This is a genomic window from Nocardioides aestuarii (assembly GCF_039527245.1).
In the GTDB taxonomy this organism is placed as follows: domain Bacteria; phylum Actinomycetota; class Actinomycetes; order Propionibacteriales; family Nocardioidaceae; genus Nocardioides; species Nocardioides aestuarii.
In genome coordinates, this window is record NZ_BAAAJT010000002.1 from 2055291 (window position 1) to 2079868 (window position 24578).

A 24578-nucleotide genomic window follows, 5' to 3' on the forward strand; every position below is an offset into this window, starting at 1 on the left:
CACAGGGCCACGTGTCTCGCGGCCGTCTGTCCACCAGACACCCGATCCGGAGCGGTTCGCTCACCCCGAAGGACAATTCGTCAGGAGTGGCTTGATGTCGCGGTCGAGGGTGTCAACCGGCCCTCAGGACTGCTGCTCGAAGACCGAGTCGAAGCTGGAGGTGGGTGCGGGGTAGTCGAAACGACGGAGATACTCCAGCGCCTCGGGCGCGCCGTGGAGGCGGTCCATCGAGGCGTCCTCCCACTCGACCGAGATCGGTCCGTCGTAGCCGATCGCCCGGAGCGCGCGGAAGCAGTCCTCCCAGGGGACGTCGCCGCGACCCGCGCTGACGAAGTCCCAGCCGCGGTGCTGGTCGCCCCACGGCAGGTGGGAGGAGAGGATGCCGTTGCGGCCGCCGCCCATGCGCATCCGCGTGTCCTTGCAGTCGACGTGGTAGATCCGGTCGGCGAAGTCGGTGATGAAGGCAACGGTGTCGAGGCCCTGCCAGACCATGTGGGAGGGGTCCCAGTTGATGCCGAATGCCGAACGGTGGTCGACCGCCTCGAGTGTCCGCTGGGTCGACCAGTAGTCGTAGGCGATCTCGGAGGGGTGGACCTCGTGGGCGAACCGGACGCCGCACTCGTCGAAGACGTCGAGGATCGGGTTCCAGCGGTCGGCGAAGTCCTGGTAGCCGGCGTCGATCCGTGACGCAGGAACGGGCGGGAACATCGCGACGTACTGCCAGATCGAGGAGCCGGTGAAGCCGACCACGGTGTCGACGCCGAGCCGCTGGGCCAGCCGGGCGGTGTGCTGCATCTCCTCAGCCGCGCGGCGGCGTACGCCCTCGGGCTCGCCGTCGCCCCACACGCGCGAGCCGACGATCGGCTGGTGGCGGAAGTCGATCGGGTCGTCGCAGACTGCCTGGCCGGTCAGGTGGTTGGAGATCGCCCAGACCTTCAGACCGTGGCGGTCGAGCAGCGCGAGCCGCTCCTCGACGTAGGCGTCGTCGTCCCACCGCCAGGCGTCGAGGTGCTCGCCGGAGACGGCGATCTCGAGACCGTCGTAGCCCCACTCCGACGCGTGGCGCGCCACCTCCTCGAGCGTGAGGTCGACCCACTGGCCGGTGAAGAGGGTGTAGGGGCGGCCCTGGGTCGTCGGCTGCGGCTGGCTCATCGGGTTTCCTTCGGGTCGACGGTCGCTCCTGAGGCTGCCGCACTCCGCTCGATCGCCGCCAGCACCTGCTGGACGGCGAGCCCGTCCTCGAACGACGGCTCCGGTGCGCGGCCCTCGGCGAGGCACCGCAGGAAGTCGGCGGCCTGGGAGGTGAAGGTGTGGTCCCACCCGAGCACGTGGCCCGGCGGCCACCAGGCCTCGAGGTAGGGGTGCTCCGGCTCGGTCACCAGGGTCCGGGAGTAGGACGCCGCGCCGTCGAGGCAGACCTCGAGCTCGTTGAGGGCCTCGAGGTCGAAACGGAGACCGCCGTGCGAGCCGTAGAGCTCGATCACCAGGCCGTTCTTGCGCCCCGTCGCCATCCGGCTGACCTCGAGCGAGGCGACCGCGCCACCGTCGAGCTGGAGCGTCGCCCACGCCGCGTCGTCGACCGTCACCTCCTCGACGCCGTCGGCGCCCTCGCGCCGCGGGACGAACGTGTGGACCGTGCCGTTGACGCCGAGGACCTCCTGGCCCAGCAGCGCGCGGACCTGGTCGACGGCGTGGGAGGCGAGGTCGCCGAGTGCGCCGGATCCGGCGCTCTCCTTGCGCAGCCGCCAGGTCATGGGTGCCGTGTCGTCGACGAGCCAGTCCTGGAGGTAGGCCACCCGCGCCTGCCGGACCGTCCCGATCCGGCCGTCGGCGACCAGCTGCCGGGCCCACGCCAGGGCCGGCACCCGCCGGTAGTTGAAGCCCACCATCGCGCGGACTCCCCGCTCGGTCGCGGCCGTGGCGGCGTCGGCCATGGCCTGCGCCTCCGCCACGGTGTTGGCCAGCGGCTTCTCGACGAGGACGTGCTTGCCGGCCTCGAGCGCCGCGATCGCCATCGAGGAGTGCAGGTGGCCGGGCACGCAGAGGTCGACCACGTCGACCGCGGGGTCGGCCAGGACCGCCTCGTAGTCCGTCGAGACCGACTGCCAGCCCAGCGCCTCGGCCGACGCCTCCAGCGAGGTCCGGTCGCGGCCCACGAGGACGTGCTGGCGGACCCGCGGTCCGTCGGGGTAGAACGCGGCGACGTTGCGCCACGCGTTGGAGTGGGCGCGGCCCATGAAGGCCCGGCCGACGACGGCCACCCCGTAGGTCCGGTGGGTCACGACAGGCTCCTCAGGTGGGCGAGGCCGGCGGCTGCCAGCGCGTCGGGCGAGTCTGCGAGCGGACGCCAGATCGAGGCGGCGCGGGCGATCGCCGCGTTGTCGGGGGTGAAGCTCTCGATGTTCAGGGCGCCGGCGTAGCCGACCTCGTCGAGCGCCGTGACGAGCCCGGCCCAGTCGACCTGGTCGCCGCCCGGCGCCCCGCGGTCGCTGCCGCTGGCCTGCACGTGAATGAGGTGGTCGCCGGCGGCGCGGACGGCGTCGCCGCTGGACCGCTCCTCGAGGTGGAGGTGGTAGGTGTCGAGCGCCAGACCGCAGCCCTCGCCCAGCAGCCCGTCGAGGCCGTCGAGCGCCTGCTCGACGGTGTTGACGAGCGACGTCTCGTAGCGGTTGAGCGGCTCGATGCCGACCGCGACCCCGGCGTCGACGGCGTGGTCGACGACGGGAGCGAGGTGGTCGCGCCACGCGGCGTACGTCGCCCGGCGCTCGTCGGCGTCCATCCGCCAGCAACGCCCGGTCTCGGCGTAGAACGGACCGCAGACCGACGGGGCGCCGATGCCCGACGCGAGGTCGAGGCAGGCCCGCAGGTAGTCCTGCGTCGCCACCACGTCACCGTCGCCGACGAGAGTGCGTCCCGGCGCCATCGCGCCGACGACGTACGGCGCCAGGCCGGTGTCGTCGAGCGCGGTCCGGACCCCGTCGACCGTGAGGTCGCCGGCGTTCTCCAGCGGCAGCTCGATCGCGTCGAACCCGAGGTCGGCGATGCGGCGGGCCAGGGCGGGCAGGGTGGCGTCGGTGAGCGGGGAGGTCCACACCCAGGTGTTCACGCCGACGGGTCTCACGGGTCGCTCCCTCGGTTGTTCAGGGTGGGTGGTCGATCGGGTCGGGGCGGGCCGGCCGCCGGGAGGCGCCCGGCGGCCGGCCCTGGTCCAGGGCTGGGTCAGTCAGTCCTGGGTCACGGAATGACGCGGTCCTGCCAGACCTCCGGGTAGCCCGGCAGGTCCTCGCCGCCGAACTTGGCGTAGTGGCCGTCGGGCATGCCCTCGTTGGCCGCGAGGTAGTCGGCACGCTCGCCCTCGGTGATCGGCACCTGCGGCAGCACCCACTCGGCGGGCACCTCCTCGCCGGCGAAGATCTTCTCGACCGCCAGCAGCGGCGTGCGCCACTGGAAGTTGGAGTAGACGGGCGCCAGGCCGTTGAGCCCGGTGTCCTCCCACTTGCGCAGGAAGCTCATCTCGTCCTCGCCGGTCATGACCGGGTAGTCGACGCCGGCGTCCTCGAACGCCTCGATCGCCGCGACGGCGCCGTCACCGGCGTCCATCCAGACGCCCTGGACCTCGCCGCCGGCGAGCTCGTCGGTGATGATCTTCTTGATCTCCGCCGGGTCGGCGCCGGTGAAGTAGTCGACGGCCTCGATCCCGTTCTCCTCGAAGATCTTCTCGGCCGCGGCCCAGCGGGTCTCGAGCACGTCGACGCCCGGCAGGATCCGCAGCGCGACGACCTTGTCGCCCTCCGAGAGGTTCTCGCTGAGGAAGTTCGCAGTCGCGATGCCCCAGGCGTAGCCGCCGATCGGGTGGATGAAGGTCGTGGCGCAGTCGGTCTCGACACCGCGGTCGAAGACGACGACCGGCTTGCCCGTCTCGCACGCCCGCTCGACCGCCGGGGTCAGCGCCGCCGTCGAGTTGGGCGAGATGATGAAGGCGTCGCAGTTGCCCTCGCTGATGAAGTAGTCGATGTCGTCGATCTGGGTGTTGTCGTCGTCCTGGGCGTCGCGGGTCTCCATCTCGGAGACGACGCCCGACTCCTGCAGCACCTCGAGCTGCTGGTTCATCGTGATCCAACCGGTCTGGCGCCACGGGTTGGAGATCGAGGCGTTGGCGAAGCAGACCTTCTTGCCGCCGGCGTCGTCGGCGAACTCCGAGGTGTCGGTCATGTCGCCGTCGATGTACTGCAGCCACGGCTCGGACTCGTCACCCTCGAACGTGGCGTCCATCTGCTCCATCTGCTCGTCGAAGTCGGCCTGGACGAACCACTCCTCGCTCGACGAGGACTCGCCCCCGCCCGGGTCGCCGGCAGCGTCCGGGTCGTCGAGCGAGCTGTCGGTGCTGCAGGACGTCAGCAGCGCCAAGGCCGCGGCGGACGCCACGACGGCGCCCTTCAGTGTGCGACTGCGCATCAGGTGTTCTCCCTCTTGTCGGTGCCCGCTGCGGGCGTGGTGGTGGTGCGTCCGAGAGCTTGTGGGGACTGCGACGGCGTACGCCGGGGCCGGCGGCCGGCCTGCCAGGCGCGGCCCGCGGCCGCGACGGCGACGATGATGATCAGGCCCTGCACGGTGTCCCTCCACGTGGAGGCGACCTCGAGCGCGGTCAGCAGGGTGAAGAGGAGCTCGAGCGCGAAGGCGCCGGCGGCTGCCGAGAGCACCCAGCCGCGCCCGCCGCCGAGCAGCACCCCGCCCAGCACGACGGCGGTGATGGCGGTGAACTCGTAGCCCTGGCCGACCGACGGGTGCACCCCGGCATAACCGACCAGGATGATCCCGGCGACGGTCGCGGAGAGCGAGGACAGGATGAAGGCGCGGGTCTTGAGCCACCACACCGAGCTGCCCGACACCGCGGTCGCGGCGGGGTTGTCGCCGGCGGCGACCAGGCTGCGGCCGTAGGGCCGGCGTGAGAGCCAGGAGGCGGCGACGGCGAGGACGGCGAAGATCACCAGCGGGTAGGGGATGACGTCGACGACCGGCACCCCCTCGACCGCCCCGCGGCCGATCTGGCGGAACTCGTCGACCGGGTTGCCGGTCGCGGCGCCGCCGGTGAGATAGCGGACCAGGCCGCCGAGGGCGAGCATCGTGCCGAGGGTGACGATGAAGCTCGGCACCTTCAGCAGCGTGGTGGCCAGGCCGTTGACGAGGCCGATCAGGGCGCCGACGAGCAGCATCAGCACCATCACGGGCAGGATCCGCGAGGAGTCGTCGCCGATCAGGTTGCCGGCCATGACGACCTGCGTGGTCACCACCGCGGCCATCGACAGGTCGAACTCGCCGGAGACGATCACGAAGTACTGCCCCATCGCGGCGATCGCGATCGGCGCCGTGCGGCCGAGGAACCTGATCAGCACGCCGGGGTCGGCGAAGTTGGGGTTGGCCAGCGCCGTCGCGACGATGAGCGCTCCGACCAGCACGAACACGAAGCCGCCGGGGGTGCCGGCCGCGGCGAGCAGCCGGGCGCCGGGCCCGCCGACGTGGGCGGGCAGCGGCTCGCGGCGGTCGGCAGCGAGGGTGCGGAGGACGTCGGTCACGACTGGCTCGCTTCCTGGAGGGACGGCGTACGAGCGCCGGGCCGGTCGAACGGGGCGGGACGCCGGTCGATCTCGCGGCGGGCGTAGACCGCGACGGCCGCGACGATCACGACGCCACGGATCACGTCGCGCAGGAACGGGTTGACCTGCATGACGCCCATGACGTTGTCGAGGACGGCGAAGATCGCGACGCCCGCGAGGGTCCCGGCGACGTTGCCCTTGCCGCCGGCGAGCAGGGTGCCGCCGAGGACGACGGCCGCGATCGACATCAGGTCGTAGCCACCCTGGCTGCCGATGGTGGGGCTGCCGACCGACAGCCGCGCGAGCAGCAGCAGGCCGGCGAGTGCGGTCAGCACCGAGCAGAGGACGTGGGCCGCGACGACCGGCACCCAGGTGCGGATGCCCGACATCCGCGCGATCTCGGGGTTGCCGCCGACGGCGTAGAGGTGGTGGCCGAGCCGGGTCCGGCGCAGCATCCAGATCGCGGCCAGCGCGCAGCCGACCATGATCAGCCACGACACCGGCACCGGGCCGACCTGCGTGGCGCCGACGAGCCGGAACGAGCGGGGCGCGGAACCGTGGTTGCCCTGGTAGTTGGTCGCGAGGTAGCCGCTGATGACCAGCCCCGTGCCGAGCGTCGCCACGAAGCCGTGGACGCCGAGCCTGCTGACGATCAGGCCGTTGGCGAGTCCGATCGCCGCTGCAACGCCGAGGGCGACGAGCACCGCCGGCAGCACGTTGCCGGTCTGGCCGGCCATGACCCCCCCGGCCAGCACGCTGGTCAGGCTGGCGACGTAGGGCACCGAGAGGTCGAGGCTGCCGACGAGGATGACCAACGTCTGCCCGATCGCGATGAAGCCGAGCACGCTCATCAGCGTGAGGATCGAGCGGATGTTGCCGATGCTGAAGAAGTTGCGGCCCTCGGCGGCGGTCAGCACGGCACCGACCACGACAACCAGGACGAGGACCGTCACGACGATGCCGGTCGAGCTCAGGCGCTTCACGACTGCTCCTCCACGCCGGTGGCGAGGGCGAGCACCTGCTCCTCGCTCGCGCCGGCCGGGAGCTCGCCGGCCAGCCGTCCGTCACGCATCACGACGATCCGGTCGGACATGCCGATCACCTCGGGGAGCTCGCTGGAGACCATGAGCACGCTGACGCCCTCGTGGGCGAGCGTGCGCATCAGCTCGTAGATGCCGTGCTTGGCGCCGACGTCGATGCCGCGCGTCGGCTCGTCCATGAGCACGACCTGGGGCCTCGCCGCGAGCCAGCGCGCGAGGACGACCTTCTGCTGGTTCCCGCCGGAGAGGAACTGGACCTCCTGGTCCATCGCCCGCGCCGACACTGCCATCGACGACAGCAGGCCCGGCATCTCGCGACGGGCCTTCGGCGTACGCCCCGGGAAGACCGCGCGGACGACGCCGAGCGCGTTGTCGAGGATCGACTGGTGGAGCGCGAGGCCGGTCGCCTTGCGGTCCTCGGTGATCATGGCCAGCCCGCTGCGGACGGCCTGGCGCGGGGAGCGGACCGCGCGCTTCTCGCCGTCCACGAGCAGCTCGCCGCGGGTCAGGGGCCGGACGCCGAAGACGGCTTCGAGCAGCTCGGTGCGACCCGACCCCTGGAGCCCGGCGACGCCGACGATCTCGCCGGCGCGGACGGTCAGGCCGACGCCGTCGACGTAGCCGTTGCCGGCGCCCCGCAGCTCGAGCCGGGGCTCGCCCACCTCGGTGCCCTCGAGCCGGTCGGGGAAGAAGGAGGAGATGGACCGGCCGACCATGAGCCGGACCAGCGAGGCGTCGTCGAGCTCGGCGGCCGGCTGGGTCGTGACCTGCTCGCCGTCCTTGAGGACGGTGATGGTGTCGCAGAGGTCGAAGACCTCCTTGAGCCGGTGGGAGACGTAGAGGATCGCGACGCCGCGGCCCGTCAGCTCGCGGATGATGCCGTAGAGCAGCTCGACCTCGTGGTCCGCGAGCGCCGCGGTCGGCTCGTCCATCGAGATCACCTTGGCGTCGAAGCTGATCGCCTTGGCGATCTCGACGATCTGCTGCTCGGCGACCGACAGGGTGCGAACCCGCTGGCCGGGGCGGATGCCGCTGACGCCGAGGCCGTCGAGCAGCTGCTGGGTGTCGCGCTGCATCCGGCCCACGTCGACCGACCCGCGCCGGCGGGGCTCGCGGCCGAGCCAGACGTTCTCGGCGACCGAGCGCTCCGGGAGCAGGTTGAACTCCTGGAAGACGGTCGCGATGCCGGCGTGCTGCGCCTGGACCGGGTGGGAGAAGGACACCTGCTCGCCGGCGACCTCGAGGGTGCCGGCGTCGGCGTGGTGGACGCCGGCGAGCACCTTCATCAGCGTCGACTTCCCCGCGCCGTTCTCACCGACGAGCCCGACGACCTGGCCCTCGCGCAGCTCGAGGTCGGCGTCGCGCAGCACCGTGTGGCCGGCGAAGGCCTTGGTGATCCCGGACGCCCGGAGCACGACCGGGGCCGGCAGCTGGCCGCGGTCGTCGGTCGCCGAGGAGGTGGCGGTCGTCACGGAAAGGACTGTGGCACGCGCCACAGGCTTTTGTCGAGAGTACGACAAAAGTTGTTTGCTGGACGTGTCTAAGTCGAAGGTGGTTCACTGCGGCTGTGCGGACCAGTGACGTCTTCGACCTGCTGCGCGACGGGCGACCCCGGACCCGCGCCCAGCTCGCGGAGACCAGCGGGCTGGCCCGGTCGACGATCACCTCGCGCATCGACACGCTGCTGCGCCTCGGGCTCGTCGTGCCCATCGGTGACGCCGCCTCGACCGGGGGTCGGCCGCCGTCGCTGCTGGCCTTCAACCCTGCGGCCCGGGTCGTGGCGGGGATCGACCTCGGTGCCTCCCACGCACGCGCCGCGCTCGCGGACCTCTCCGGGACCGTCCTCGCCGAGCGCCGCGCCGACCTCGACATCGCCGAAGGACCCGAGATGGTGCTCGGGTGGGCCACCAGCGTGGTGGCGGAGCTGCTCGGGGAGGTCGGCCGGCGGCGCGACGAGCTGGCCGCCATCGGGATGGGCCTGCCGGGCCCGGTCGAGCACTCCACGGGCCGGGCCATCAACCCGCCGATCATGCCGGGGTGGGACCGGTACGACGTGCCCGGTCACGTCCAGCGCGCCATCGACGTCCCGGTCATGGTCGACAACGACGTCAACATCATGGCGCTGGGCGAGCAGCACGCCCACCTGCCGGGCGTCGCCGACCTGGTGTTCGTGAAGGTCGGCACCGGCATCGGCGCCGGCATCATCTCCGGCGGCCAGCTGCAGCGCGGTGCCCAGGGCACCGCCGGCGACGTCGGGCACATCCGCATCGACCGCGCGGCCGGCATCACCTGTCGCTGCGGCAACGAGGGCTGTCTCGAGGCGCTCGCCTCCGGTGCCGCGGTCGCGGCGGCCCTGCGCGAGGCGGGCATCGACGCCCACGACGGAGCCGACGTCGTCAGGTTGGCGCGGTCCGGCGACCTCCGCGCGGTGCAGGCCGTGCGCCAGGCCGGTCGCGACCTCGGTGAGGTGCTGGCGATGCTGGTCAACCTGATGAACCCGTCCGTCGTGGTGATCGGCGGGTCGCTCGCCCTCGCGGGGGAGCACCTGCTCGCCGGGATCCGCGAGGTCGTCTACCAGCGCTCCCTGCCACTCGCGACCGCCCAGCTGCAGGTCGTCGCGTCGACCGCGGGTGAGCGGGCCGGCGTCCTCGGTGCGGCGGCGCTCGCCATCACCCACGCTCTCTCGGCCGACGCCATCGAGGACGCCTCGACCGCCCTCGGGTGAGGCCGGGACGGCTCAGCCGTCCAGCTCCTCGAAGAGGGTCAGCTGGACCGCGCCCGGAGCCGCGAGTTGGGCGTTGCTCGACCGCCACGGGGTGGTGGTGGGACCGGCGATGAGCTCGGCGCCGCCGGCGACCGCCGCACGGGTCGCCGTCTCCGCGTCGACGACCTCCAGCGCGACCCGGAAGCGCGGAGCGACCCGGCGGCCGACCTCGACGTCGTCGATCATCTCCACCTGGGCGGTGTTGGCCAGCTCGAGCGTCGCCCGGCCCGCGTCGAGGATCACGACCTCGGCACCGCCGTCGCCCGACCAGGACTCCTGCTCGGGCATGCCGAGGACGTCGCGATAGAACCGGACCGCCTCCTCGTGGTCCTCGGTGTGGACGACGAGCCTGAGCTGTCGTACGCCGGCCTGCGGTTCCTCGTGCTCACCCATGCCGGTCCAACGCTGCGCCTGCGCCCGGGCTTCCCCCGGCCCGAGAAACGACGCGCGGGCGGTGGGCGAGGCTGCGAGAATCCGGGGCATGACCAGGGAGCTGCGGACCGACCGCCTGGTCCTGAGACCCGTCGAGGAGAGCGACCTCGACACGATGCTCTCGATCCGCAACGCTCCGGCCGTGATCGCCACGACCGGCACGGGCAAGGAGCTGCCGCGCGAGACGATGGCCGGCCAGCTCGGCCGCCGCGTCACGAGCTGGCGCGAGCGGGAGCTCGGCTCGTGGCTGGTCCTGCTCGACGACGAGGCGATCGCCTTCGTCGAGGTCACTCCGATCGGTGAGGGGAGCGGGGTCGACCCCGACGAGATCGAGATCGGTGTCGTGATCCACCCCGACCACTGGGGCCGCGGTCTCGCCGCCGAGGCGGGCCTCGCTGCGGCTCGTGACCTCTTCGAGCGCGCGGGGCTGCAGCGCGTCTACGCCGAGATCGATCCCGACAACGCCAAGTCGCTCCGGGCGATCGCCAAGGCGCCCGGGGTCCGGAAGGTCGACGACGAGCTGTTCGAGCTGACCGCCGAGTCGCTGCGCTGACTGCACCAGCCCCCCTCGTGTCTCAGCCGGTGACATCCGCGGGAAGGGTGGCGCCGCAGGACCCGTTGTGGCTCCCATGCGGATCTTCTTCACCGGAGGCAGCGGCAAGGCCGGACACCACGTGGCGCCCTACCTGGCATCCCAGGGGCACCGGGTCACCAACGCGGACCTGACCCCGCTCGGCCACCCCGACGTGGCCGACCTGCGGGTCGACCTCACCGATGCGGGCCAGACCTATTCCGCGATGGCGGGACTGGCGACGATGGAAGAGCTCGAGCTGGCCGAGAAGCCGGCCTACGACGCCGTCGTCCACTTCGCGGCGGTGCCGCGGATCCTGCTGACGACCGACGACGCGACCTATGCGACGAACGTGCTCAGCACCTACCACGTGCTCGAGGCCGCGACCCGGCTCGGCATCCCGAAGGTCGTCTTCGCCTCGTCCGAGACCACCTACGGCGTCTGCTTCGCGCAGGGCGAGCGCAAGCCCCTCTACGTCCCGGTCGACGAGGAGCACCCGACGGTGCCGGAGGACTCCTACGCGATGTCGAAGGTCGCCGGCGAGGTGACGGCCCGGTCCTTCCAGGCGCGCACCGGCACCGACGTCTACGGTCTGCGGATCAACAACGTCATCGAGCCCCACGAGTACGCCGAGCTCTTCCCGCCGTTCCTGGAGGACCCCTCGCTGCGGCGGCGCAACGTCTTCGCCTACATCGACACCCGTGATCTCGGCCAGCTGGTCGAGCGGTGCCTGGCCACCGACGGGCTCGGCTACGAGGTCTTCAACGTCGCCAACGCCGACATGTCGGTCGCGGCCACCACCGACGAGGTGCGCGAGCGGTTCTACGACGGGGTCGAGGTCCGTCGTGAGATGGGTCGTGACGAGACCTTCTACTCGATCGAGAAGGCGCGCGAGCTGCTGGGCTACGAGCCGCAGCACTCCTGGCGCGACGTCCTCGACGACCCCCGGGCCTGACCGGCCTCAGACCCGCGGCGGACCCGGGGCGGCTTCGTGGCCGCGCTCGCCCGGCGTACGCCGTAGCGCCTTCATCTCGGCCTCGAAGACGTGGCGGCGGCCGCCGACGAGCTCTTCGCGGGCCTGCTGCTCGAGGTCGGTGACCGTGGCGTAGAAGCCGTCGTCGAAGGCCTCGACCATCTGGAAGGACCACATCCCCGGAAGCGGGTTGGCGCCGAGCACCTGCTCGTCGAGCGCGTCGGCCAGGCGGTCGTGACCGGCGTCGCGGAGCATCGTCGTGGCCTCCTCGAGCGTCTTCTCGCCGCTCCCCATGCGCCGGTGGAAGGCGTAGAGCAGGCCGCGGGCCTCCTCGACGTGGTCGAGGGCCGCGGACAGCTTGCCGAGCGCCTCGACGGTGTCGTCGTCGACGCCCTCGGGCCGGCGCTGGAGGTCGTCCGGGTCGGGCGTCATCGTCCACCCGGCCCGTGGGCACGGTGGGGCAGCCGGGCCGTGAGCTGCTGCTCCAGGGCCGGCCACTGCTCGAGGACCTCCTGCGGGTCCTCGAGCACGCGGACCATGCCGGCCTCGTGGAGCGTCGGGTCGCCGAAGCCCCCGGTGCGGACCCCGACGCACGGCACCCCCGCGTCGGCCGCGGCGCGCGCGTCCCACGGTGCGTCTCCGAGCATGAGCAGCGGCGATCCGCCGGCCCGGTCGGCTGACGTCTCGACGACCTCCGGGTGAGGCTTGGAGGCGTCGACATCGCCACTGTGGGCGACGGTCGAGACCAGGCCGTCGACCCCGGCGATCGCCAGCAGGTCGTCGGTGAGGTCGGGGTCGGCCGAGCTGGCGACCGCGAGCTGGTGACCGCGCTGGCGGAGCTCGCGGATCAGCTCCTCGGCGCCGCGGGTCGGACGCACGTCGCCCAACGACCCACGGAAACGGTCGAGGTGTCCCTCGCGGATCGTGTCGCCCAGCTCGTCCTCGGTGGCGTCGTTGGTCACGTGGGCGACCAGCCGGTCACCCCCCATGCCGATGGCCGAGTGCAGGACGTGGGACGGGACGACGAGACCCACGCGGGCGAAGGAGGCGGCCCACGCGCTGACGTGGAGGTAGACGGTGTCGACGAGCGTGCCGTCGACGTCGAGCAGGACTGTGCCGGGATCGTCGGAAGCCATCGGGCCACCGTAGGCAGCGGGGCGGCCCGGACGCCCCACCCTCCGCGGTGTGGTCGCTCAGTCGAGCGTGCCGGGCGTCGGGTCGACGAAGACGTGGCGCACGGACGGGTGCGCCTCACGCACGCGACGCTCGACCTCGTCGGCCACCAGCTCGAGGTCGTCGCCGCCGCGGTCGGGCTCCACGTCGACGCGGGCCGCGAGCAGCACCTCGTCCGGCCCCAGCTGCATGGTCATCAGCTCGAGCACGCCACGGATGCCGTCGGTCGCGCCGATCTCCCGGCGTACGCCGTCGAGGAGGTCGGAGTCGGCCGCCTTGCCGATGAGGAAGGTCCGGTTCTGTGCCCCGAGGACGTAGGCGACGGCCACGAGCAGAACGCCGATCAGGAGCGACGCGATCGCGTCCCACACGTGGCTGCCGGTCAGGGCGTCGAGGACGATCCCCGCCGCCGCCAGCAGGACGCCCACCACGGCCGCGGTGTCCTCGAAGAACACAGCCCGCACCGTCGGCTCCGCATGCTCCAGCAGGTGCTCGCGCACCGTGGTCGCGGCCTCGGAGGCCTCGCCGCGCAGCTGCCAGAGGGCCCGGACCCAGGAGACCCCGTCCAGCAGTAAGGCGACGCCGAGCACCGAGAGGGACAGGACCACGCCTCCGCCCGAGCTGTGGCCGAGGAGCGACTCGATCCCCTGGAGGACCGAGAACCCCGCGCCGAGCACGAAGACGGCGACAGCCGCGAGCAGCGCCCAGAAGTAGCGCTCCTTGCCGTGCCCGAAGGGGTGCTCCGGCGTGGCCGGCTTGCTGCTCCGGTTGAGCGCGGTCAGCAGGAAGGCCTGGTTGAGGGTGTCGGCCAGGGAGTGGGCGGACTCCGACATCATCGCCGCCGACCCGGAGACGAGACCTGCGACGAGCTTGGCGACGGTGATGCCGAGGTTGGCGACTCCCGCCACCACCACGGTCGTGCGAGAACCCTCGGCCACGAGCCCAGCCAACCGTGGGCACCGCCGCCTCGCAAGGCGTTCCCTCCTCAGGGGTGAAGAACCTTGGCTACCGGGCCGGTCGGGGTCACGCTGGACGGGTGCTCGCTGCCCTGGTGATCGTCGTGGTCTCCCTCGCCCTCGTCGTGGGAGCCGTGTGGGGTGTCTTCGGCATCAGCACCCGGACCGAGGGTTTCGTCGTGTCCCTCGCCGGCGGTGCGCTGATGGTGTCGGCGGTGCTGGAGCTGATCGACCCGGCGGCGGACGTCGCTCCGCTGTGGGCGGTCGCGACGGCCGTGCTCTCCGGCGCGGGCGTCTTCGTCCTCCTCGCGCGGTGGGTGGCGCGGCGGCTCGGCCGGGACAGCGGAGGCGGCCTGCTGGCCGCCGTCACGCTCGACGGTGTCCCGGAGAACCTGGCGCTCGGCGTCGTGCTCATCAGTGCCGGCCCGAAGGAGGCCGCGGCCCTCGCCGGCTCGATCCTGCTGTCCAACCTGCCCGAGGCAGCCGGCGGTGCGCGGGACATGGTCCACGACCACTCGCGGCGGCTGGTGCTGGGCGTCTGGACCGGGACCGCCGTGCTCCTCTCCGGCGCCGCGCTGCTGGGCCACGTGGCGCTCGCCGGCGTCGACGAGTCGGTGCTCGCCCTGGTGGAGGCCTTCGCCGGCGGTGCGGTGGTCGGGTCGCTGGCCACCACCGTCTTCCCCGACGCCTTCGACGAGGACAGCTTCGCCACCGGGGTGGCCACCGCGCTCGGGCTGCTGCTGGCTCTCGGCCTGGACCGGCTCGGCTGAGCCGCGTCAGTCCTCGCTGTCGGCCGACTCCGACGCCGTGTCAGGGTCCGCGTCGGCCGGGTGGGTCGCCGGCCCCTCGGCGACAGCGCCGCCCTCGTCGGCCCAGTCGTCCCCGGTGTCGGCGTCGGTGGGGTGCCGGGCGGGGTCTTCCTCACGGTCGTGCTGGTGCTCGGTCATGTCCCCGTTCTAGCAACTCGGCGGCGCGGTGGCAGCCCCTCTCGGGGGTGGGGATCAGGCCAGGCCGCGGTCGACCGTGTCGAGCAGCCGCTCGAGCGCGGCGTCGCGGAGGTCGACCGGCAGCAGCCGCAGGGGACCGTCGAGGCAGAGCTCGGAGAAGCCGTGGACGGCGGCCCAGCAGGCGACATCGCTCCCGGGCCGTCGGTCCTCGGCGAGGTAGCCGACCGCCGTCAGCTCGTCGAGCACCGTGTTGAGGAGCCCGTAGGGGCCGACGTCGACGGGCGGACCGGCGGGGCTGTCGACCGCGTGGCCGGCCTTCGCCGAGAAGGCCACGCCGAACAGTCCGGGCTCGGCGAGCGCGAACGCGACGTACGCGCGTCCGACCGCCTTGAGCCGCTCGCGCGCCCTCACGACGGGATCGTCGTCGGTGATGGTGGCCAGGTCGGCCTCCATCGCCGCGGTGAGCCGCTCCATGGCGAGGGAACCGATCTCGGCGAGCAGGGCCTCGCGGTCGGCGAAGTGGCGGTAGGCCGCGTTGTGGGAGACCCCGACCCGGCGGGCGACCTCGCGCAGGGCCACGCCGTCGGCGCCCGACGCGCGGGCCAGCTCGAGGCCGGTCTCGGCGAGCGCACGACGCAGGTCGCCGTGGTGATAGCTGCCGCTGCGGGCGTCTCCGGTCATGGCGGCAGCCTAACCGAGTGTTGACAGTGTCCACATTTCGGTGCACCCTCAAGTTGACAGTGTCCACATTGACGTCGGAGCCGACCATGACAGCGCAGACCTCCACCCGCTCCCGAGCAGCGATCCTGGCGACGGTCTGCGTCGCCGTGCTCGCCATCAACCTCAACACCACGATCGTCAACATCGCCCTGCCCACGCTCTCGACCGAGCTCGACGCCGGCACGCGGGAGCTGCTCTGGATCGTCGACGGCTACAACCTCGCCTTCGCCGCGCTGGTGCTGGCGGCCGGCAGCCTGTCCGATCGCTACGGCCGGCGACCAGCCCTCCTCCTCGGTCTGGCCGGGTTCGGCCTCGCCAGCGTCGCGGCCGCCCTGATGGACTCCTCCGGTCCGCTGATCGCGACGCGCTTCGCCGCCGGCACCTGCGCCGCGATCATCTTCCCGACCACGTTGTCGGTCATCGCCAACGCCTGGACCGACCGACGGCAGCGCGCGGCCGCGCTCGGCATCTGGGGCGCCGCGACGGGGGTCGGTGTCGCCGCCGGCCCGGTCGCCGGCGGCTGGCTGCTCGAGCACTTCGCCTGGCAGAGCGTCTTCTGGGCGATGGTGCCGGTCGCCGTCGTCGCCCTGGTGATGACGGCGCTGTTCGTCCCCGAGTCGCGCGACCCCGGCGTGCCGCCGCTCGACCGGCCGGGCCTGGTCGTGTCCGTCGCCCTGCTGGGCACGCTGACCTGGACGATCATCGAGGCGCCCGACGCCGGGTGGACCGGCGTCCAGACGCTGCTGGGGTTCGGCGCCAGCGTGGCGCTGCTGGCGCTCTTCGTCCGCCTCGAGCACGTCGCCGACCACCCGATGCTCGACATCTCGCTCTTCCGTGACCGCCGGTTCTCCGCGGCGGCCGGTGCCGTGACGATCAGCTTCTTCGCCCTCTTCGGGTTCATCTTCCTGATCACCCAGTTCTTCCAGTTCGTGCGCGACTACTCCGCGCTCGGCACCGGTGTCCGGATCCTGCCCGTCGCCCTGAGCATCGCGATCGCCTCGATCGTCGGCGGTCTGCTCGCGCCGCGGATCGGCGTCAAGGCGGTCGTCACCGTCGGCATGACTTTGCTCGGCGGCGCGTTCCTCTGGATCTCGACGATGACCGCGGACGCGCCCTACGCCACGACCATCGTCGGCCAGATGCTCGTCATGGGGACGGGTCTCGGGCTGATCTCGACGCCCGCGACCGAGTCGATCCTGCAGGTCCTCCCGCCGGCCCGCGCCGGTGTGGGCAGCGCGGTCAACGACGCGACCCGCGAGCTCGGCGGCACGCTCGGCGTCGCCGTCGTCGGCTCCCTCTTCTCATCGCTGTACGGCGCCCGCCTGGTCGAGCTGCTCGACGGCCGTCTTCCCGCGGGTCTCGTGCGCGACGCCGAGGAGTCGGTCGGGGTCGCCGACGCGATCGCGACGCGGGTCCCCGAGATGGGTGCGGCCGTCGAGGACGCCTTCATGGCCGGGCTCGGCACGGCCTGCGTCGTCATCGGCCTGCTCTGCCTGGCCGGTGCGGTCTTCTGCCTCGTGGCCCTGCCCGGCAACCGGTTCGTGCCGCCGGCGGAGGCGGAGGAGCCGCGTCCGGTGGACGCCGTCGTCTGAGAGGGCGGGTCAGGCGGGGCGGCGAGCCGTGTCGAGGATCGGGAGGAGTGCCTCGGGCGAGACCTCGACGTAGCGTCCTGCCCCGGCCGACCAGACGTGGACCGAGCTGACGCTCGCGACGTCGATGATCCGGGCGGCGTCCACGATCGTCGAGCACGTGTGGCGCTCGGCGCCGCCGGACGCGGGGTGGATCGAGACCTGCCAGCCGGTGGCGTCAAGGCGGCGTACGCATGCCTTCGCCGGGCGGATGGGGGTGGGCTCGACGACGGTACGTCGCGAGGGCCGGGGGAGCCGCGTCACCCGGCCAGTCTGGCGTCCGAGACACCCCGGTGGGAAGGGGGTCGGCGGCAAAGAGTGGAGGAGCCGCCCCGCGCAGGGAGGTCAGGCACGGGCGAGGCGGCCCCGGGGAACCGCGACGAAGGGAGGGGGTCGCGGCGGTCCGAGCGTCGCAGCGGTCGGTGAACACGCGGTGGCCGTGGGACGGACCTTCGGCCACACGTCAGTCCCTTGAACCGGCAAGGATGTAATGCTGTAATTGCTGTATGAACGCACGAGACGACATCACCACCTGGTTCGACCAGCACCTGCCCGCCGACCTCTACGCCGGCACCCCGACGGTCACCGTCGACCGCGACGAGGTCGTCGTGGTCGGCGACGTCCCCGAGGTCACGGAGGGCGCGGATGCCGCGGCCGCCGTGGCCGACTTCCGCGAGCGCACCCGCGAGCGGCGGATGTCCGTGGCCTCGCAGGCCGAGGAGACCTTCGGCCGCAAGGTGTCGTGGGGTGCCCGCGCCGGCGGCACCGAGCGGATGTTCACCCACCTGGCCGTGCCGGCGATGACCCGGCTGCGGATGTCCGAGCGGCAGCTCCTCGACGTCCTCGTCGAGGCCGGCGTCGCACGGTCCCGGTCCGAGGCCCTGGCCTGGTGCGTCGCCCTGGTCGGTGACCGCGAGCAGGAGTGGCTCGTCGAGCTCCGCGACTCCCTCGCCGCGGTCCGCGCAGCGCGCGCCCGGGGTCCCCAGCCGGGGTCGGGCGCGGCCTGACCGGGGCCGTCAGCGGTCGGGGTCGACCTCGAGCCGGACGTGGACCTCGTCCCCGGCGGCCCGGCCGGTCTGCTTGCGGGTCTCGGCGTTGAACGAGACCAGGTAACGCCCGCCCATGACGCCGACGGTCGTGCGGTAGGTGTAGCCGCCGTCGATCGTGACGACCACCGGGACGCGCTTGCCGCGGCCGAACCCGAGGACGACGTCCTCGGGGACCACGATGGCGACGTTGTTGCCGCCGGTCGCCTCCAGCGTGGTGGTGAGCTCAGCCATCAAGTCCTCCTCAGCGGGCGAGCGCGCGGGAACCGGCCGGCTGCTCACGGTGGAGCGCCACCAGCAGGGCGGTGCTGACCCGCGACCAGGTGAGGACGCCCCCGGTGGCGACCGCGTGGGCCGAGCACCACGCCAGACCGGCGATCCCGTCGACGTCGGCGTGGGTGACCCGCGACAGGTCGAGGCGGACGTGCCGCGCGCCCTCGGCGTAGACCCGCTCCAGCAGGCGCCGCAGGTCGTGGGCGCTCACCGTGTCGAGCGCGCCGTCGACCTCGACGACCCGGTCGACCGGCAGGACGCCGGAGGAGCGGGCCACCTCGGGGCTCACCCTCACCTGGCGCATGCCCCCAGCCTACGGGGGCGCGCGTGACGGCGAGGGCTTTCCCCGGTGACGTTTCCGTGTCGTGACGATGATGATGCGCCCTCAGAGGTCAGAGGCCTGTTCGCTCCTGCTGGAGCACGATGGCCGGTGCCGGCGTCGGGCCCGTCCCCGGCGCTGCGCTCAGTCAGTCCTCGGTCAGGGCGGGGAGCGGCGCGGTGCGCCACAGGTCCGGGTTGTCCGCCATCCACTCCTCGGCCTCCCGCCGGCCGAGATCGGCTGCGGCGTCGAAGAAGTCGGGGTCGAAGAGCAGGTAGGACAGCATCTCGCCCTGCAACGGGCTGTCGCTGCCGAGCAGCCGGTGCACGAGCTGGAGGTCGGGGTCGAGCAACGAGCCCCGCAGCCCGTGGTTGGCGCGGAAGACCCCCATCGCCACCCCGGCCAGCTCCTCGCCGGTGTGAGGTGCGACCGCGGCGTACGGGGTGATCCGGTAGGGCGGGCGGTTCATCCGGGCGCGGTGCTGGTCGAGCCCGGCCCGGACCGCGTCGTCGGACACCAGGCCGTTGAGAGACGCCAGCCGCCGCAGGTCGTGGCGCAGCGGGTCGTCCATGACCGCGCCTAGCAGCGTGGCGCCGCTGTCACCGAGGTCGACCCGCCCGAGGTCGGCCTCGGGGTCGGGCTCGGAGGGGCGCAGGCTCCCCGTCCCGACGACGACCACCCGATCGGCACCGAGCTCGAGGGCCGGGGCGAGCGGGACGCGGCGACGAGTCGCGCCGTCGACGTACCAGCCGGCGGCCTCGGCCGGCTCGGTCACCTCCACCGACGGGAAGAGCGCGGGGATGGCGGACGAGGCGAGCAGGTGGGGCACGCCGAGCCGCGTCGCGGCGTAGCGCCGGTGGTGGGCGCGCGGCGGCGTGGGCAGGTCGCCGAACGCGCCGGTCGCCTCGGCGAACATCGTGACCCAGCCGGTGCGGACGGAGGTGGCCGTGACGGCGGCGATCTCGACGACTCCGTCGTCGACGTTGCGGTGGAGCCGGTCCCAGTCGATCGACCTCTCGAGCGTCCGGGCGAGCGGACCGGTGCCGACGAAGCCGCGCAGCCGGAACCGCGACGCCCCGATCGTCTCGGAGGCGTAGCGGGCCACGACTGCCGGCGCCTGCCGCCACAGGGGCTGCATCACGTTCTTCTTCGTCGCGCCGCGCAGGACGTCGAGCAGGTGTGCGGCCTGCTCCTCGGCGTCGAGGTGGGCGGTGGCGGCGAGGGCGGCGGTGAGCAGGCCGCCGGCGCTCGTGCCGATCAGGAGCGTGGGTCGCTGGCGACGCCGCGCGAGCTCCGGGAGCAGCACCTGGAGCGCTCCGACCTGGTAGGCCGAGCGGGCTCCGCCGGCGTCGAGGACGAGCGCGATCCGCTCGTCCTGGGCGACTGCTGCATGGCGCTCGTCACTCACGCGGGCAGGCTACTCGGCGGCAATGGGGACGTGCGGCCACGGACCGGGTAGCGTTGTCCCTGCTGGTGGGGACACCTCCCCTCGGCGTCCGCGGATCGGGCGCCGCCACACACGTACTACACGACGGTCTTCGGTTTGAGCTGGACATCGCCCGCAGTGCAGATGGTTCAGCTTTCCCCGGTCGCACAGCGCGGCCGGCACCAACACCGAAGAGGTAAGACACATGGCTCGCGGCACCGTGAAGTGGTTCAACGACGACAAGGGCTTCGGCTTCATCGCCCAGGAGGACGGCGGCCAGGACGTGTTCGTCCACCACACCGCCATCCAGGGCACCGGCTTCAAGACCCTCGCCGAGAACCAGCAGGTCGAGTTCGACATCACCCAGGGCCCCAAGGGCCCGCAGGCGTCGAACGTGCAGAAGTTCTGATCTGCACCCCCTGATCTGACGCGAACGGCCCCGGGAGCTGCTCCCGGGGCCGTTCTGCGTCTCCGGGCTCAGCCTTCCCGCAGGCGCTCGCGGAGGCCGGCGGCCATGCCGGCGATCGTCAGCAGGTCGAAGGCCTCGCCGAGGCTGGCGGCCAGCCAGGGCCGGCGCAGCCCACCGAGCCGCAGCCGGAGCTGGACCCGCGTCCGTTCGCCGTACGGCGCCAGCACGATCGCCCAGCTGACGGCGACCCGGCCCCCGCGGCCCCGCTGCGAGCGATAGACCAGCGAGCGTGGCGGGTCGACCGAGACGACCTCGAAGGTCTCGTGGGGGCCGCCGTAGTCGGGCACGACGTCGCCGACCTCGAGCGAGGCGTGCTCGGGCAGCAGGGCCCGTGACGCCCGGCGCTCTGCCGGCACCAGCCGCTCCACCGGGGCGGGGAGATACCAGCCGGCCCGCTGCTTGCCGAGCTGGACCAGCCACGGCCACGCCTCGTCCGGCGTCGCGTCGAGGGTGAAGCCGCGGTCCATCACGACGTCGGCCTCCGGGACGACGTCGTCGCCGGGCAGTGGTCGGGCGACCTCGGCCGGGGTGGCGCCGACGCCGAGCACGGCGTCAGGCCTTGCGGGCGAGGGTGAGGGCGAAGTCGTCGACCCCGTCGTCGGCGCTGCCGGTCCACGTGTGGGTGACCTCGAGGCCGGCGGCGTGGAGCTCCTCGCGGATCCGCTCGGGCCGGAACTTCGTGGAGATCTCGACCTGGACCTCCTCGCCCATCGCGAGGTCGAGCACCAGGTCGGCGCCGGGCACCGTCACCCGCTGCGGGACCTCGGCCCGCAGCCGCAGGTCCATCCGCTCCTCGCGCGGGTCCCAGTAGGGGACATAGCTGAAGGCGGCGGGGTCGAAGTCGGCCCCGAGCTCGCGGTTGAGGACGAGCAGGCAGTTGCCGACGAACTCGGCCGTCACGCCCTCGCTGTCGTCGTAGGCCGCGACCATCCGGTCGATGTCCTTGACCAGGTCGGTGCCGATCAGGACCCACTCGCCCTCGTCGAGCGAGTCGGCGAGCACGCCGAGGAACGCCGCGCGCTCCTCGACGTAGAGGTTGCCGATGGTGCCGCCGAGGAAGGCGACCAGGCGGCGGCCGTGATGGGGCAGCTGGCCGAGGTGGAGCGTGAAGTCGCCGACGACGGCCTCGACCTCCACCTCGGGGTGGCGTGAGGCGAGGGCCGCCGCGGCCTCGCGGAGCGTCGCCTCGGACACGTCGACCGGGATGAACCGCTCGAGCCGCCCGGTGTCGTCGAGGGCGTCGAGCAGCAGGCGGGTCTTCTCGCTGGTGCCGCTGCCGAGCTCGACGAGGGTCGTCGCGTCGCAGGCGGCTGCGATGTCGGCGGCGTGGCGGTCGAGGATCGCGTGCTCGGCGCGGAAGGGGTAGTACTCCGCGAGCTTGGTGATCCGGTCGAAGAGGTCGGAGCCGCGGTCGTCGTAGAGCCACTTGGGCGGTAGCCGCAGCGGCCGCGACCCGAGTCCGCGGCGCACGTCGTCGACGAGGGAGCCCGAGGCCCAGTCGGGGTCGAGCAGGACGTGGACGACCGGCCCGGCCGCGCCCGGTGCGCTCACCGAGCCACCTGACCCGGGACCCCGCCGTCGGCCAGGCGGACCCCGGTCAGCGCCCAGCGCGACCGGTGGGGGAAGAAGTTGCGGTAGGTCGCCCGGGCGTGGCCGGGTGGGGTCAGGGCGCAGCCGCCCCGCAGCACCATCTGGTTGGACATGAACTTCCCGTTGTACTCGCCGATCGCACCCGCGGGCGCCTGGAACCCGGGGTAGGGGTGGTAGGCCGACTGGGTCCACTCCCAGCAGTCACCGTAGACCTGCCGCAGCCGGCTGCCGACGGGAGCCGGGGACGCCGGGCGCGGGTGGAAGGTCTCGCGGTCGGCGAGGTTGCCGACGACCCGGTCGGCCTGGCCGTCCTCGACCACCGCGTGCTCCCACTCGGCCTCGGTGGGGAGCCGCTTGCCGGCCCACGTCGCGAAGGCGTCGGCCTCGTAGAAGCTGACGTGGCTCACGGGGAGGCCGGGGTTGACCGGCCAGGTGCCGTGGAGGGTGTGCTCGAGCCAGACGCCGTCCGCATTCCCGGGGGAGTGCCAGTAGAACGGCGCCTGCCACCCCTCCTCCTTGACCAGGTTCCAGCCGTCGGAGAGCCACAGGTCGGCCCGCTCGTAGCCGCCGTCGGCGACGAACTCCAGCCACTCGCCGTTGGTGACCAGCCGGTCGGCGAGCCGGTAGGGCTCGAGCCACGTCTGGTGGCGCGGGAGCTCGTTGTCGAAGCTGAACCCGCCGCCGCGGTGGCCGATCTCGACCAGGCCCCCGGTCACGTCGACCCAGCCGACGTCGTCGGGCTCGCAGCGGTCGAGCGGTGCGCCGGCGTAGACGGGCTGGAGCGGGTTGCGGGAGAGCACGTGCTTGATGTCCATCAGCAGCAGCTCCTGGTGCTGCTGCTCGTGGTGGAACCCGAGCTCGATGGTCGGCGTGAGGCCGTTGAGACGTCGCTCGTCGAGGGTGGCGACGAGCTCGCCGACTCGGGTGTCGACGTTGCCGCGGTAGTGACCGACGTCGTGGGCGCCGGGGCGGGTGATCAGGCCGCGGTCCGGGCGGGCGTAGCGCGGGCCGACGGCCTCGTAGTAGGAGTTGAACAGGAACCAGTACTGGTCCTGGAACGGCGCGAAGCCCGGCTCGTTCTCGGCGAGCACGAAGGTCTCGAAGAACCACGTGACGTGGGCCCGGTGCCACTTCGTCGGGCTGACGTCGGGCATCGACTGGACCGTCTGGTCCTCGGGCGACAGCGGCGAGGCGAGCTGCTCGGTGAAGCCCCGCACCTCGGCGTACCGCTCGGTGAGGCTGCTCGCGTCCCACTCGGTCGTGCCCGGTGAGTACGGCGCGTGGCCGGCCTCCTCGAGGTGGTGCTCGGGTGTGGTCTGGGTGCTCATGTCGGGTTCCCTCCTCGGGTCGTGGTCCGACGTCAACGCACCCCTCCACGATGGCGCACCGGTGGTGAGGGTGTCGACCACCTTCTTGGGCGGGAGGGCCTCGGCAGGTCACCGCTTCGAGGCGGTCACGGGGCTGCGCAGGTCGGCCGCGAGCGGGCACTCGAAGGGCCCGCGGGCCCGCAGCCCGACGTGGTTGAGGTAGTCGACCACGACGGCGTAGGAGGCGAGCAGCCCGAGCTCGGTGTAGGGGATCCCGTGCGCCCGGCAGTGCTCGCGGACCAGCGGTTGGGCCCGCCGGAGGTTGGGCCGTGGCATCCGCGGGAACAGGTGGTGCTCGATCTGGTAGTTCAGCCCACCCATGGCGAGGTCGACCACCCGGCCGCCCCGGACGTTGCGCGACATCAGCACCTGACGGGGCAGGAACTCGATCGTGGTCGAGCGCGGGAGGATCGGCATCCCCTTGTGGTTCGGGGCGAAGGATCCGCCGAGGCACACCCCGAGGACGGCGAGCTGGACGGCCACGAAGCACAGGGCCTTGAGCGGCGGCAGCAGCAGGAGCAGCGCGGCGACGTAGCCGCCGAGCCTCACTGCCACGACGGCGAGGTCGACCCCGTTCCGGCGCAGGGTGCCGCGGCGGGTGAGCGCGCGCAGGCTCGCCAGGTGGAGGTGGGCGCCCTCGAGCGTGAGGAGCGGGAAGAACAGCCACCCCTGGTGGCGCTGGAACCACCCCGGCGCGCCGGACGACCGCCCTTCGGCGGCAGCCGGGGTGAAGGCAATCACCCCCGGTCCGATGTCGGGGTCGTGTCCCTCGCGGTTGGGCGAGACGTGGTGCCGGTCGTGCTTCCCGGTCCACCACGCGTGGCTGAGACCGGTGAAGGCGCCCGCGAGGACACGGGCCGCCCGGTCGTTGGCCCTCGGGCTGGCGAACACCTGGTGATGGGCGGCGTCGTGGCCCAGGAAGCCGAACTGGGTCAGGACCAGCCCGAGCCCGCCCGCCAGGACCAGCTGCCACCACGAGTCGCCCACGTGGACCATCGCCGCCACCAGACCGGCGAGAGCGGCGAGCAAGGTCGCGAAGGTGCCCCAGTAGAAGCCGAGGCGCCGGTCCAGGTGCCCTGCCTCGCGGACCTGTCGCGCGAGCTCGCGGTAGGAGCCGTCGCGCACGGCCGGCGTCGGCCCGTCACCCATGGTCGGACCCGGCTTCCGGAACCGCGCCCGCGGGCGAACGGAGTCCCGCCGCCCGCAGGACGCGGCCCCGTGGTGCCACGCGCTCCCCCCAGAGCCGCGTGCCACCTGGCGCAGCGGACGCGTCGTGATCACCGACGACGC

General features: G+C 72.7%; 28 protein-coding genes. 7 read left to right on the forward strand and 21 right to left on the reverse strand.

Features of this window, described 5'->3' with window-relative positions; genetic code table 11:
• Positions 1 to 123: 123 nt before the first annotated feature.
• The 7 genes from ABD091_RS10465 to ABD091_RS10495 all read right to left on the reverse strand — a co-directional run bounded on the left by ABD091_RS10465 (position 124) and on the right by ABD091_RS10495 (position 8106).
• Positions 124 to 1152, reverse strand: a complete 1029-nt coding sequence (locus ABD091_RS10465) for a sugar phosphate isomerase/epimerase family protein (RefSeq protein WP_343918100.1) — start codon at positions 1150 to 1152, stop codon at positions 124 to 126.
• Positions 1149 to 2282 carry a Gfo/Idh/MocA family protein gene (locus ABD091_RS10470; protein WP_343918102.1) on the reverse strand — a complete coding sequence of 378 codons (1134 nt, stop codon included), beginning with the start codon at positions 2280 to 2282 and terminating at the stop codon, positions 1149 to 1151. Before ABD091_RS10470 ends, ABD091_RS10465 begins: the two co-directional genes overlap by 4 nt.
• On the reverse strand, positions 2279 to 3121 hold the full coding sequence (locus ABD091_RS10475; protein ID WP_343918104.1) for a sugar phosphate isomerase/epimerase family protein: 843 nt from the start codon (positions 3119 to 3121) through the stop codon (positions 2279 to 2281). Before ABD091_RS10475 ends, ABD091_RS10470 begins: the two co-directional genes overlap by 4 nt.
• 113 nt (positions 3122 to 3234) lie before the next feature.
• A complete protein-coding gene (locus ABD091_RS10480) occupies positions 3235 to 4455 on the reverse strand; it encodes a substrate-binding domain-containing protein (RefSeq protein WP_343918106.1) in 1221 nt (406 codons plus the stop codon).
• Entirely contained in the window at positions 4455 to 5573 is a 1119-nt protein-coding gene (locus ABD091_RS10485; protein ID WP_343918108.1) for an ABC transporter permease, read from the reverse strand. Before ABD091_RS10485 ends, ABD091_RS10480 begins: the two co-directional genes overlap by 1 nt.
• Positions 5570 to 6577 (reverse strand): ABC transporter permease, encoded by a 1008-nt coding sequence (locus ABD091_RS10490; RefSeq protein ID WP_343918110.1) that lies wholly within the window; start codon positions 6575 to 6577, stop codon positions 5570 to 5572. Before ABD091_RS10490 ends, ABD091_RS10485 begins: the two co-directional genes overlap by 4 nt.
• Positions 6574 to 8106 carry a sugar ABC transporter ATP-binding protein gene (locus ABD091_RS10495; RefSeq protein ID WP_343918112.1) on the reverse strand — a complete coding sequence of 511 codons (1533 nt, stop codon included), beginning with the start codon at positions 8104 to 8106 and terminating at the stop codon, positions 6574 to 6576. The genes ABD091_RS10490 and ABD091_RS10495 overlap by 4 nt, the downstream gene beginning before the upstream one ends.
• Positions 8107 to 8201: 95 nt before the next feature.
• Here ABD091_RS10495 and ABD091_RS10500 point away from each other — a divergent pair, with 95 nt between their 5' ends.
• Entirely contained in the window at positions 8202 to 9359 is a 1158-nt protein-coding gene (locus ABD091_RS10500) for an ROK family transcriptional regulator (RefSeq protein WP_343918114.1), read from the forward strand.
• Positions 9360 to 9371: 12 nt separating this feature from the next.
• On the opposite strand, the gene ABD091_RS10505 is transcribed toward ABD091_RS10500, so the two are convergent.
• The gene (locus ABD091_RS10505; RefSeq protein ID WP_343918116.1) at positions 9372 to 9791 is read right to left on the reverse strand and encodes a VOC family protein; all 420 of its coding nucleotides are present in this window, start codon (positions 9789 to 9791) and stop codon (positions 9372 to 9374) included.
• 88 nt (positions 9792 to 9879) lie between these two features.
• Here ABD091_RS10505 and ABD091_RS10510 point away from each other — a divergent pair, with 88 nt between their 5' ends.
• Both ABD091_RS10510 and ABD091_RS10515 read left to right on the forward strand, forming a co-directional pair.
• Positions 9880 to 10383 carry a GNAT family N-acetyltransferase gene (locus ABD091_RS10510; protein WP_343918118.1) on the forward strand — a complete coding sequence of 168 codons (504 nt, stop codon included), beginning with the start codon at positions 9880 to 9882 and terminating at the stop codon, positions 10381 to 10383.
• 76 nt (positions 10384 to 10459) lie between these two features.
• Positions 10460 to 11356, forward strand: a complete 897-nt coding sequence (locus tag ABD091_RS10515; protein ID WP_343918120.1) for an NAD-dependent epimerase/dehydratase family protein — start codon at positions 10460 to 10462, stop codon at positions 11354 to 11356.
• Positions 11357 to 11362: 6 nt separating this feature from the next.
• Here the strand turns inward: ABD091_RS10515 and ABD091_RS10520 are convergent, their stop codons facing one another.
• Genes ABD091_RS10520 through ABD091_RS10530 form a run of 3 tightly spaced genes read right to left on the reverse strand, consistent with a single transcriptional unit; the run spans position 11363 to position 13485 of the window.
• Positions 11363 to 11806, reverse strand: a complete 444-nt coding sequence (locus tag ABD091_RS10520) for a hypothetical protein (RefSeq protein ID WP_343918122.1) — start codon at positions 11804 to 11806, stop codon at positions 11363 to 11365.
• Positions 11803 to 12510 (reverse strand): HAD family hydrolase, encoded by a 708-nt coding sequence (locus ABD091_RS10525; RefSeq protein ID WP_343918124.1) that lies wholly within the window; start codon positions 12508 to 12510, stop codon positions 11803 to 11805. The genes ABD091_RS10520 and ABD091_RS10525 overlap by 4 nt, the downstream gene beginning before the upstream one ends.
• 57 nt (positions 12511 to 12567) lie before the next feature.
• Entirely contained in the window at positions 12568 to 13485 is a 918-nt protein-coding gene (locus ABD091_RS10530) for a cation diffusion facilitator family transporter (RefSeq protein WP_343918126.1), read from the reverse strand.
• 98 nt (positions 13486 to 13583) lie between these two features.
• Between ABD091_RS10530 and ABD091_RS10535 the strand changes: the two genes are divergently transcribed.
• Entirely contained in the window at positions 13584 to 14273 is a 690-nt protein-coding gene (locus ABD091_RS10535) for a ZIP family metal transporter (RefSeq protein ID WP_343918128.1), read from the forward strand.
• Positions 14274 to 14279: 6 nt separating this feature from the next.
• Here the strand turns inward: ABD091_RS10535 and ABD091_RS10540 are convergent, their stop codons facing one another.
• Complete coding sequence (locus ABD091_RS10540; RefSeq protein ID WP_343918130.1) at positions 14280 to 14450, reverse strand: hypothetical protein; 171 nt, start codon at positions 14448 to 14450, stop codon at positions 14280 to 14282.
• 54 nt (positions 14451 to 14504) lie between these two features.
• Entirely contained in the window at positions 14505 to 15131 is a 627-nt protein-coding gene (locus ABD091_RS10545) for a TetR/AcrR family transcriptional regulator (protein ID WP_343918132.1), read from the reverse strand.
• Positions 15132 to 15217: 86 nt separating this feature from the next.
• Here ABD091_RS10545 and ABD091_RS10550 point away from each other — a divergent pair, with 86 nt between their 5' ends.
• Positions 15218 to 16762, forward strand: a complete 1545-nt coding sequence (locus ABD091_RS10550; RefSeq protein ID WP_343918134.1) for an MFS transporter — start codon at positions 15218 to 15220, stop codon at positions 16760 to 16762.
• Positions 16763 to 16771: 9 nt separating this feature from the next.
• Here ABD091_RS10550 and ABD091_RS10555 read toward each other — a convergent pair whose 3' ends face one another.
• The gene (locus ABD091_RS10555; RefSeq protein WP_343918136.1) at positions 16772 to 17062 is read right to left on the reverse strand and encodes a hypothetical protein; all 291 of its coding nucleotides are present in this window, start codon (positions 17060 to 17062) and stop codon (positions 16772 to 16774) included.
• A 242-nt stretch (positions 17063 to 17304) separates the two neighbouring features.
• Here ABD091_RS10555 and ABD091_RS10560 point away from each other — a divergent pair, with 242 nt between their 5' ends.
• Positions 17305 to 17805, forward strand: coding sequence for a hypothetical protein (locus ABD091_RS10560; protein ID WP_343918138.1), 501 nt, complete (start codon positions 17305 to 17307; stop codon positions 17803 to 17805).
• Positions 17806 to 17814: 9 nt separating this feature from the next.
• On the opposite strand, the gene ABD091_RS10565 is transcribed toward ABD091_RS10560, so the two are convergent.
• The 3 genes from ABD091_RS10565 to ABD091_RS10575 all read right to left on the reverse strand — a co-directional run bounded on the left by ABD091_RS10565 (position 17815) and on the right by ABD091_RS10575 (position 19844).
• Positions 17815 to 18078: a DUF1905 domain-containing protein gene (locus ABD091_RS10565; RefSeq protein ID WP_343918140.1), complete on the reverse strand. Its 264-nt coding sequence runs from the start codon at positions 18076 to 18078 to the stop codon at positions 17815 to 17817.
• Between the two features lie 10 nt (positions 18079 to 18088).
• Positions 18089 to 18421 carry an STAS domain-containing protein gene (locus tag ABD091_RS10570; protein WP_343918142.1) on the reverse strand — a complete coding sequence of 111 codons (333 nt, stop codon included), beginning with the start codon at positions 18419 to 18421 and terminating at the stop codon, positions 18089 to 18091.
• Between the two features lie 163 nt (positions 18422 to 18584).
• Positions 18585 to 19844: a patatin-like phospholipase family protein gene (locus ABD091_RS10575; protein WP_343918144.1), complete on the reverse strand. Its 1260-nt coding sequence runs from the start codon at positions 19842 to 19844 to the stop codon at positions 18585 to 18587.
• 223 nt (positions 19845 to 20067) lie between these two features.
• Here ABD091_RS10575 and ABD091_RS10580 point away from each other — a divergent pair, with 223 nt between their 5' ends.
• Complete coding sequence (locus ABD091_RS10580; protein WP_343918146.1) at positions 20068 to 20271, forward strand: cold-shock protein; 204 nt, start codon at positions 20068 to 20070, stop codon at positions 20269 to 20271.
• A 68-nt stretch (positions 20272 to 20339) separates the two neighbouring features.
• Here the strand turns inward: ABD091_RS10580 and ABD091_RS10585 are convergent, their stop codons facing one another.
• The 4 genes from ABD091_RS10585 to ABD091_RS10600 all read right to left on the reverse strand — a co-directional run bounded on the left by ABD091_RS10585 (position 20340) and on the right by ABD091_RS10600 (position 24437).
• Entirely contained in the window at positions 20340 to 20879 is a 540-nt protein-coding gene (locus ABD091_RS10585) for an SRPBCC family protein (RefSeq protein WP_343918148.1), read from the reverse strand.
• A gap of 4 nt (positions 20880 to 20883) precedes the next feature.
• Positions 20884 to 21882: an L-histidine N(alpha)-methyltransferase gene (gene egtD, locus ABD091_RS10590; protein WP_343918150.1), complete on the reverse strand. Its 999-nt coding sequence runs from the start codon at positions 21880 to 21882 to the stop codon at positions 20884 to 20886.
• Positions 21879 to 23249, reverse strand: a complete 1371-nt coding sequence (egtB, locus tag ABD091_RS10595) for an ergothioneine biosynthesis protein EgtB (RefSeq protein ID WP_343918152.1) — start codon at positions 23247 to 23249, stop codon at positions 21879 to 21881. The genes egtD and egtB overlap by 4 nt, the downstream gene beginning before the upstream one ends.
• 108 nt (positions 23250 to 23357) lie before the next feature.
• A complete protein-coding gene (locus ABD091_RS10600; protein WP_343918154.1) occupies positions 23358 to 24437 on the reverse strand; it encodes a fatty acid desaturase family protein in 1080 nt (359 codons plus the stop codon).
• Positions 24438 to 24578: the final 141 nt, after the last annotated feature.

Coding starts and splice junctions, on each gene's coding strand:
- ABD091_RS10540 (WP_343918130.1), bottom strand. CDS start 14,450: ATGACCGAGCACCAGCACGACCGTGAGGAAGACCCCGCCCGGCACCCC.
- ABD091_RS10580 (WP_343918146.1), top strand. CDS start 20,068: ATGGCTCGCGGCACCGTGAAGTGGTTCAACGACGACAAGGGCTTCGGC.
- ABD091_RS10515 (WP_343918120.1), top strand. CDS start 10,460: ATGCGGATCTTCTTCACCGGAGGCAGCGGCAAGGCCGGACACCACGTG.
- ABD091_RS10545 (WP_343918132.1), bottom strand. CDS start 15,131: ATGACCGGAGACGCCCGCAGCGGCAGCTATCACCACGGCGACCTGCGT.
- ABD091_RS10480 (WP_343918106.1), bottom strand. CDS start 4,455: ATGCGCAGTCGCACACTGAAGGGCGCCGTCGTGGCGTCCGCCGCGGCC.
- ABD091_RS10600 (WP_343918154.1), bottom strand. CDS start 24,437: ATGGGTGACGGGCCGACGCCGGCCGTGCGCGACGGCTCCTACCGCGAG.
- ABD091_RS10520 (WP_343918122.1), bottom strand. CDS start 11,806: ATGACGCCCGACCCGGACGACCTCCAGCGCCGGCCCGAGGGCGTCGAC.
- ABD091_RS10570 (WP_343918142.1), bottom strand. CDS start 18,421: ATGCGCCAGGTGAGGGTGAGCCCCGAGGTGGCCCGCTCCTCCGGCGTC.
- ABD091_RS10505 (WP_343918116.1), bottom strand. CDS start 9,791: ATGGGTGAGCACGAGGAACCGCAGGCCGGCGTACGACAGCTCAGGCTC.
- ABD091_RS10525 (WP_343918124.1), bottom strand. CDS start 12,510: ATGGCTTCCGACGATCCCGGCACAGTCCTGCTCGACGTCGACGGCACG.
- ABD091_RS10510 (WP_343918118.1), top strand. CDS start 9,880: ATGACCAGGGAGCTGCGGACCGACCGCCTGGTCCTGAGACCCGTCGAG.
- ABD091_RS10465 (WP_343918100.1), bottom strand. CDS start 1,152: ATGAGCCAGCCGCAGCCGACGACCCAGGGCCGCCCCTACACCCTCTTC.
- egtB (WP_343918152.1), bottom strand. CDS start 23,249: ATGAGCACCCAGACCACACCCGAGCACCACCTCGAGGAGGCCGGCCAC.
- ABD091_RS10560 (WP_343918138.1), top strand. CDS start 17,305: ATGAACGCACGAGACGACATCACCACCTGGTTCGACCAGCACCTGCCC.
- ABD091_RS10550 (WP_343918134.1), top strand. CDS start 15,218: ATGACAGCGCAGACCTCCACCCGCTCCCGAGCAGCGATCCTGGCGACG.
- ABD091_RS10565 (WP_343918140.1), bottom strand. CDS start 18,078: ATGGCTGAGCTCACCACCACGCTGGAGGCGACCGGCGGCAACAACGTC.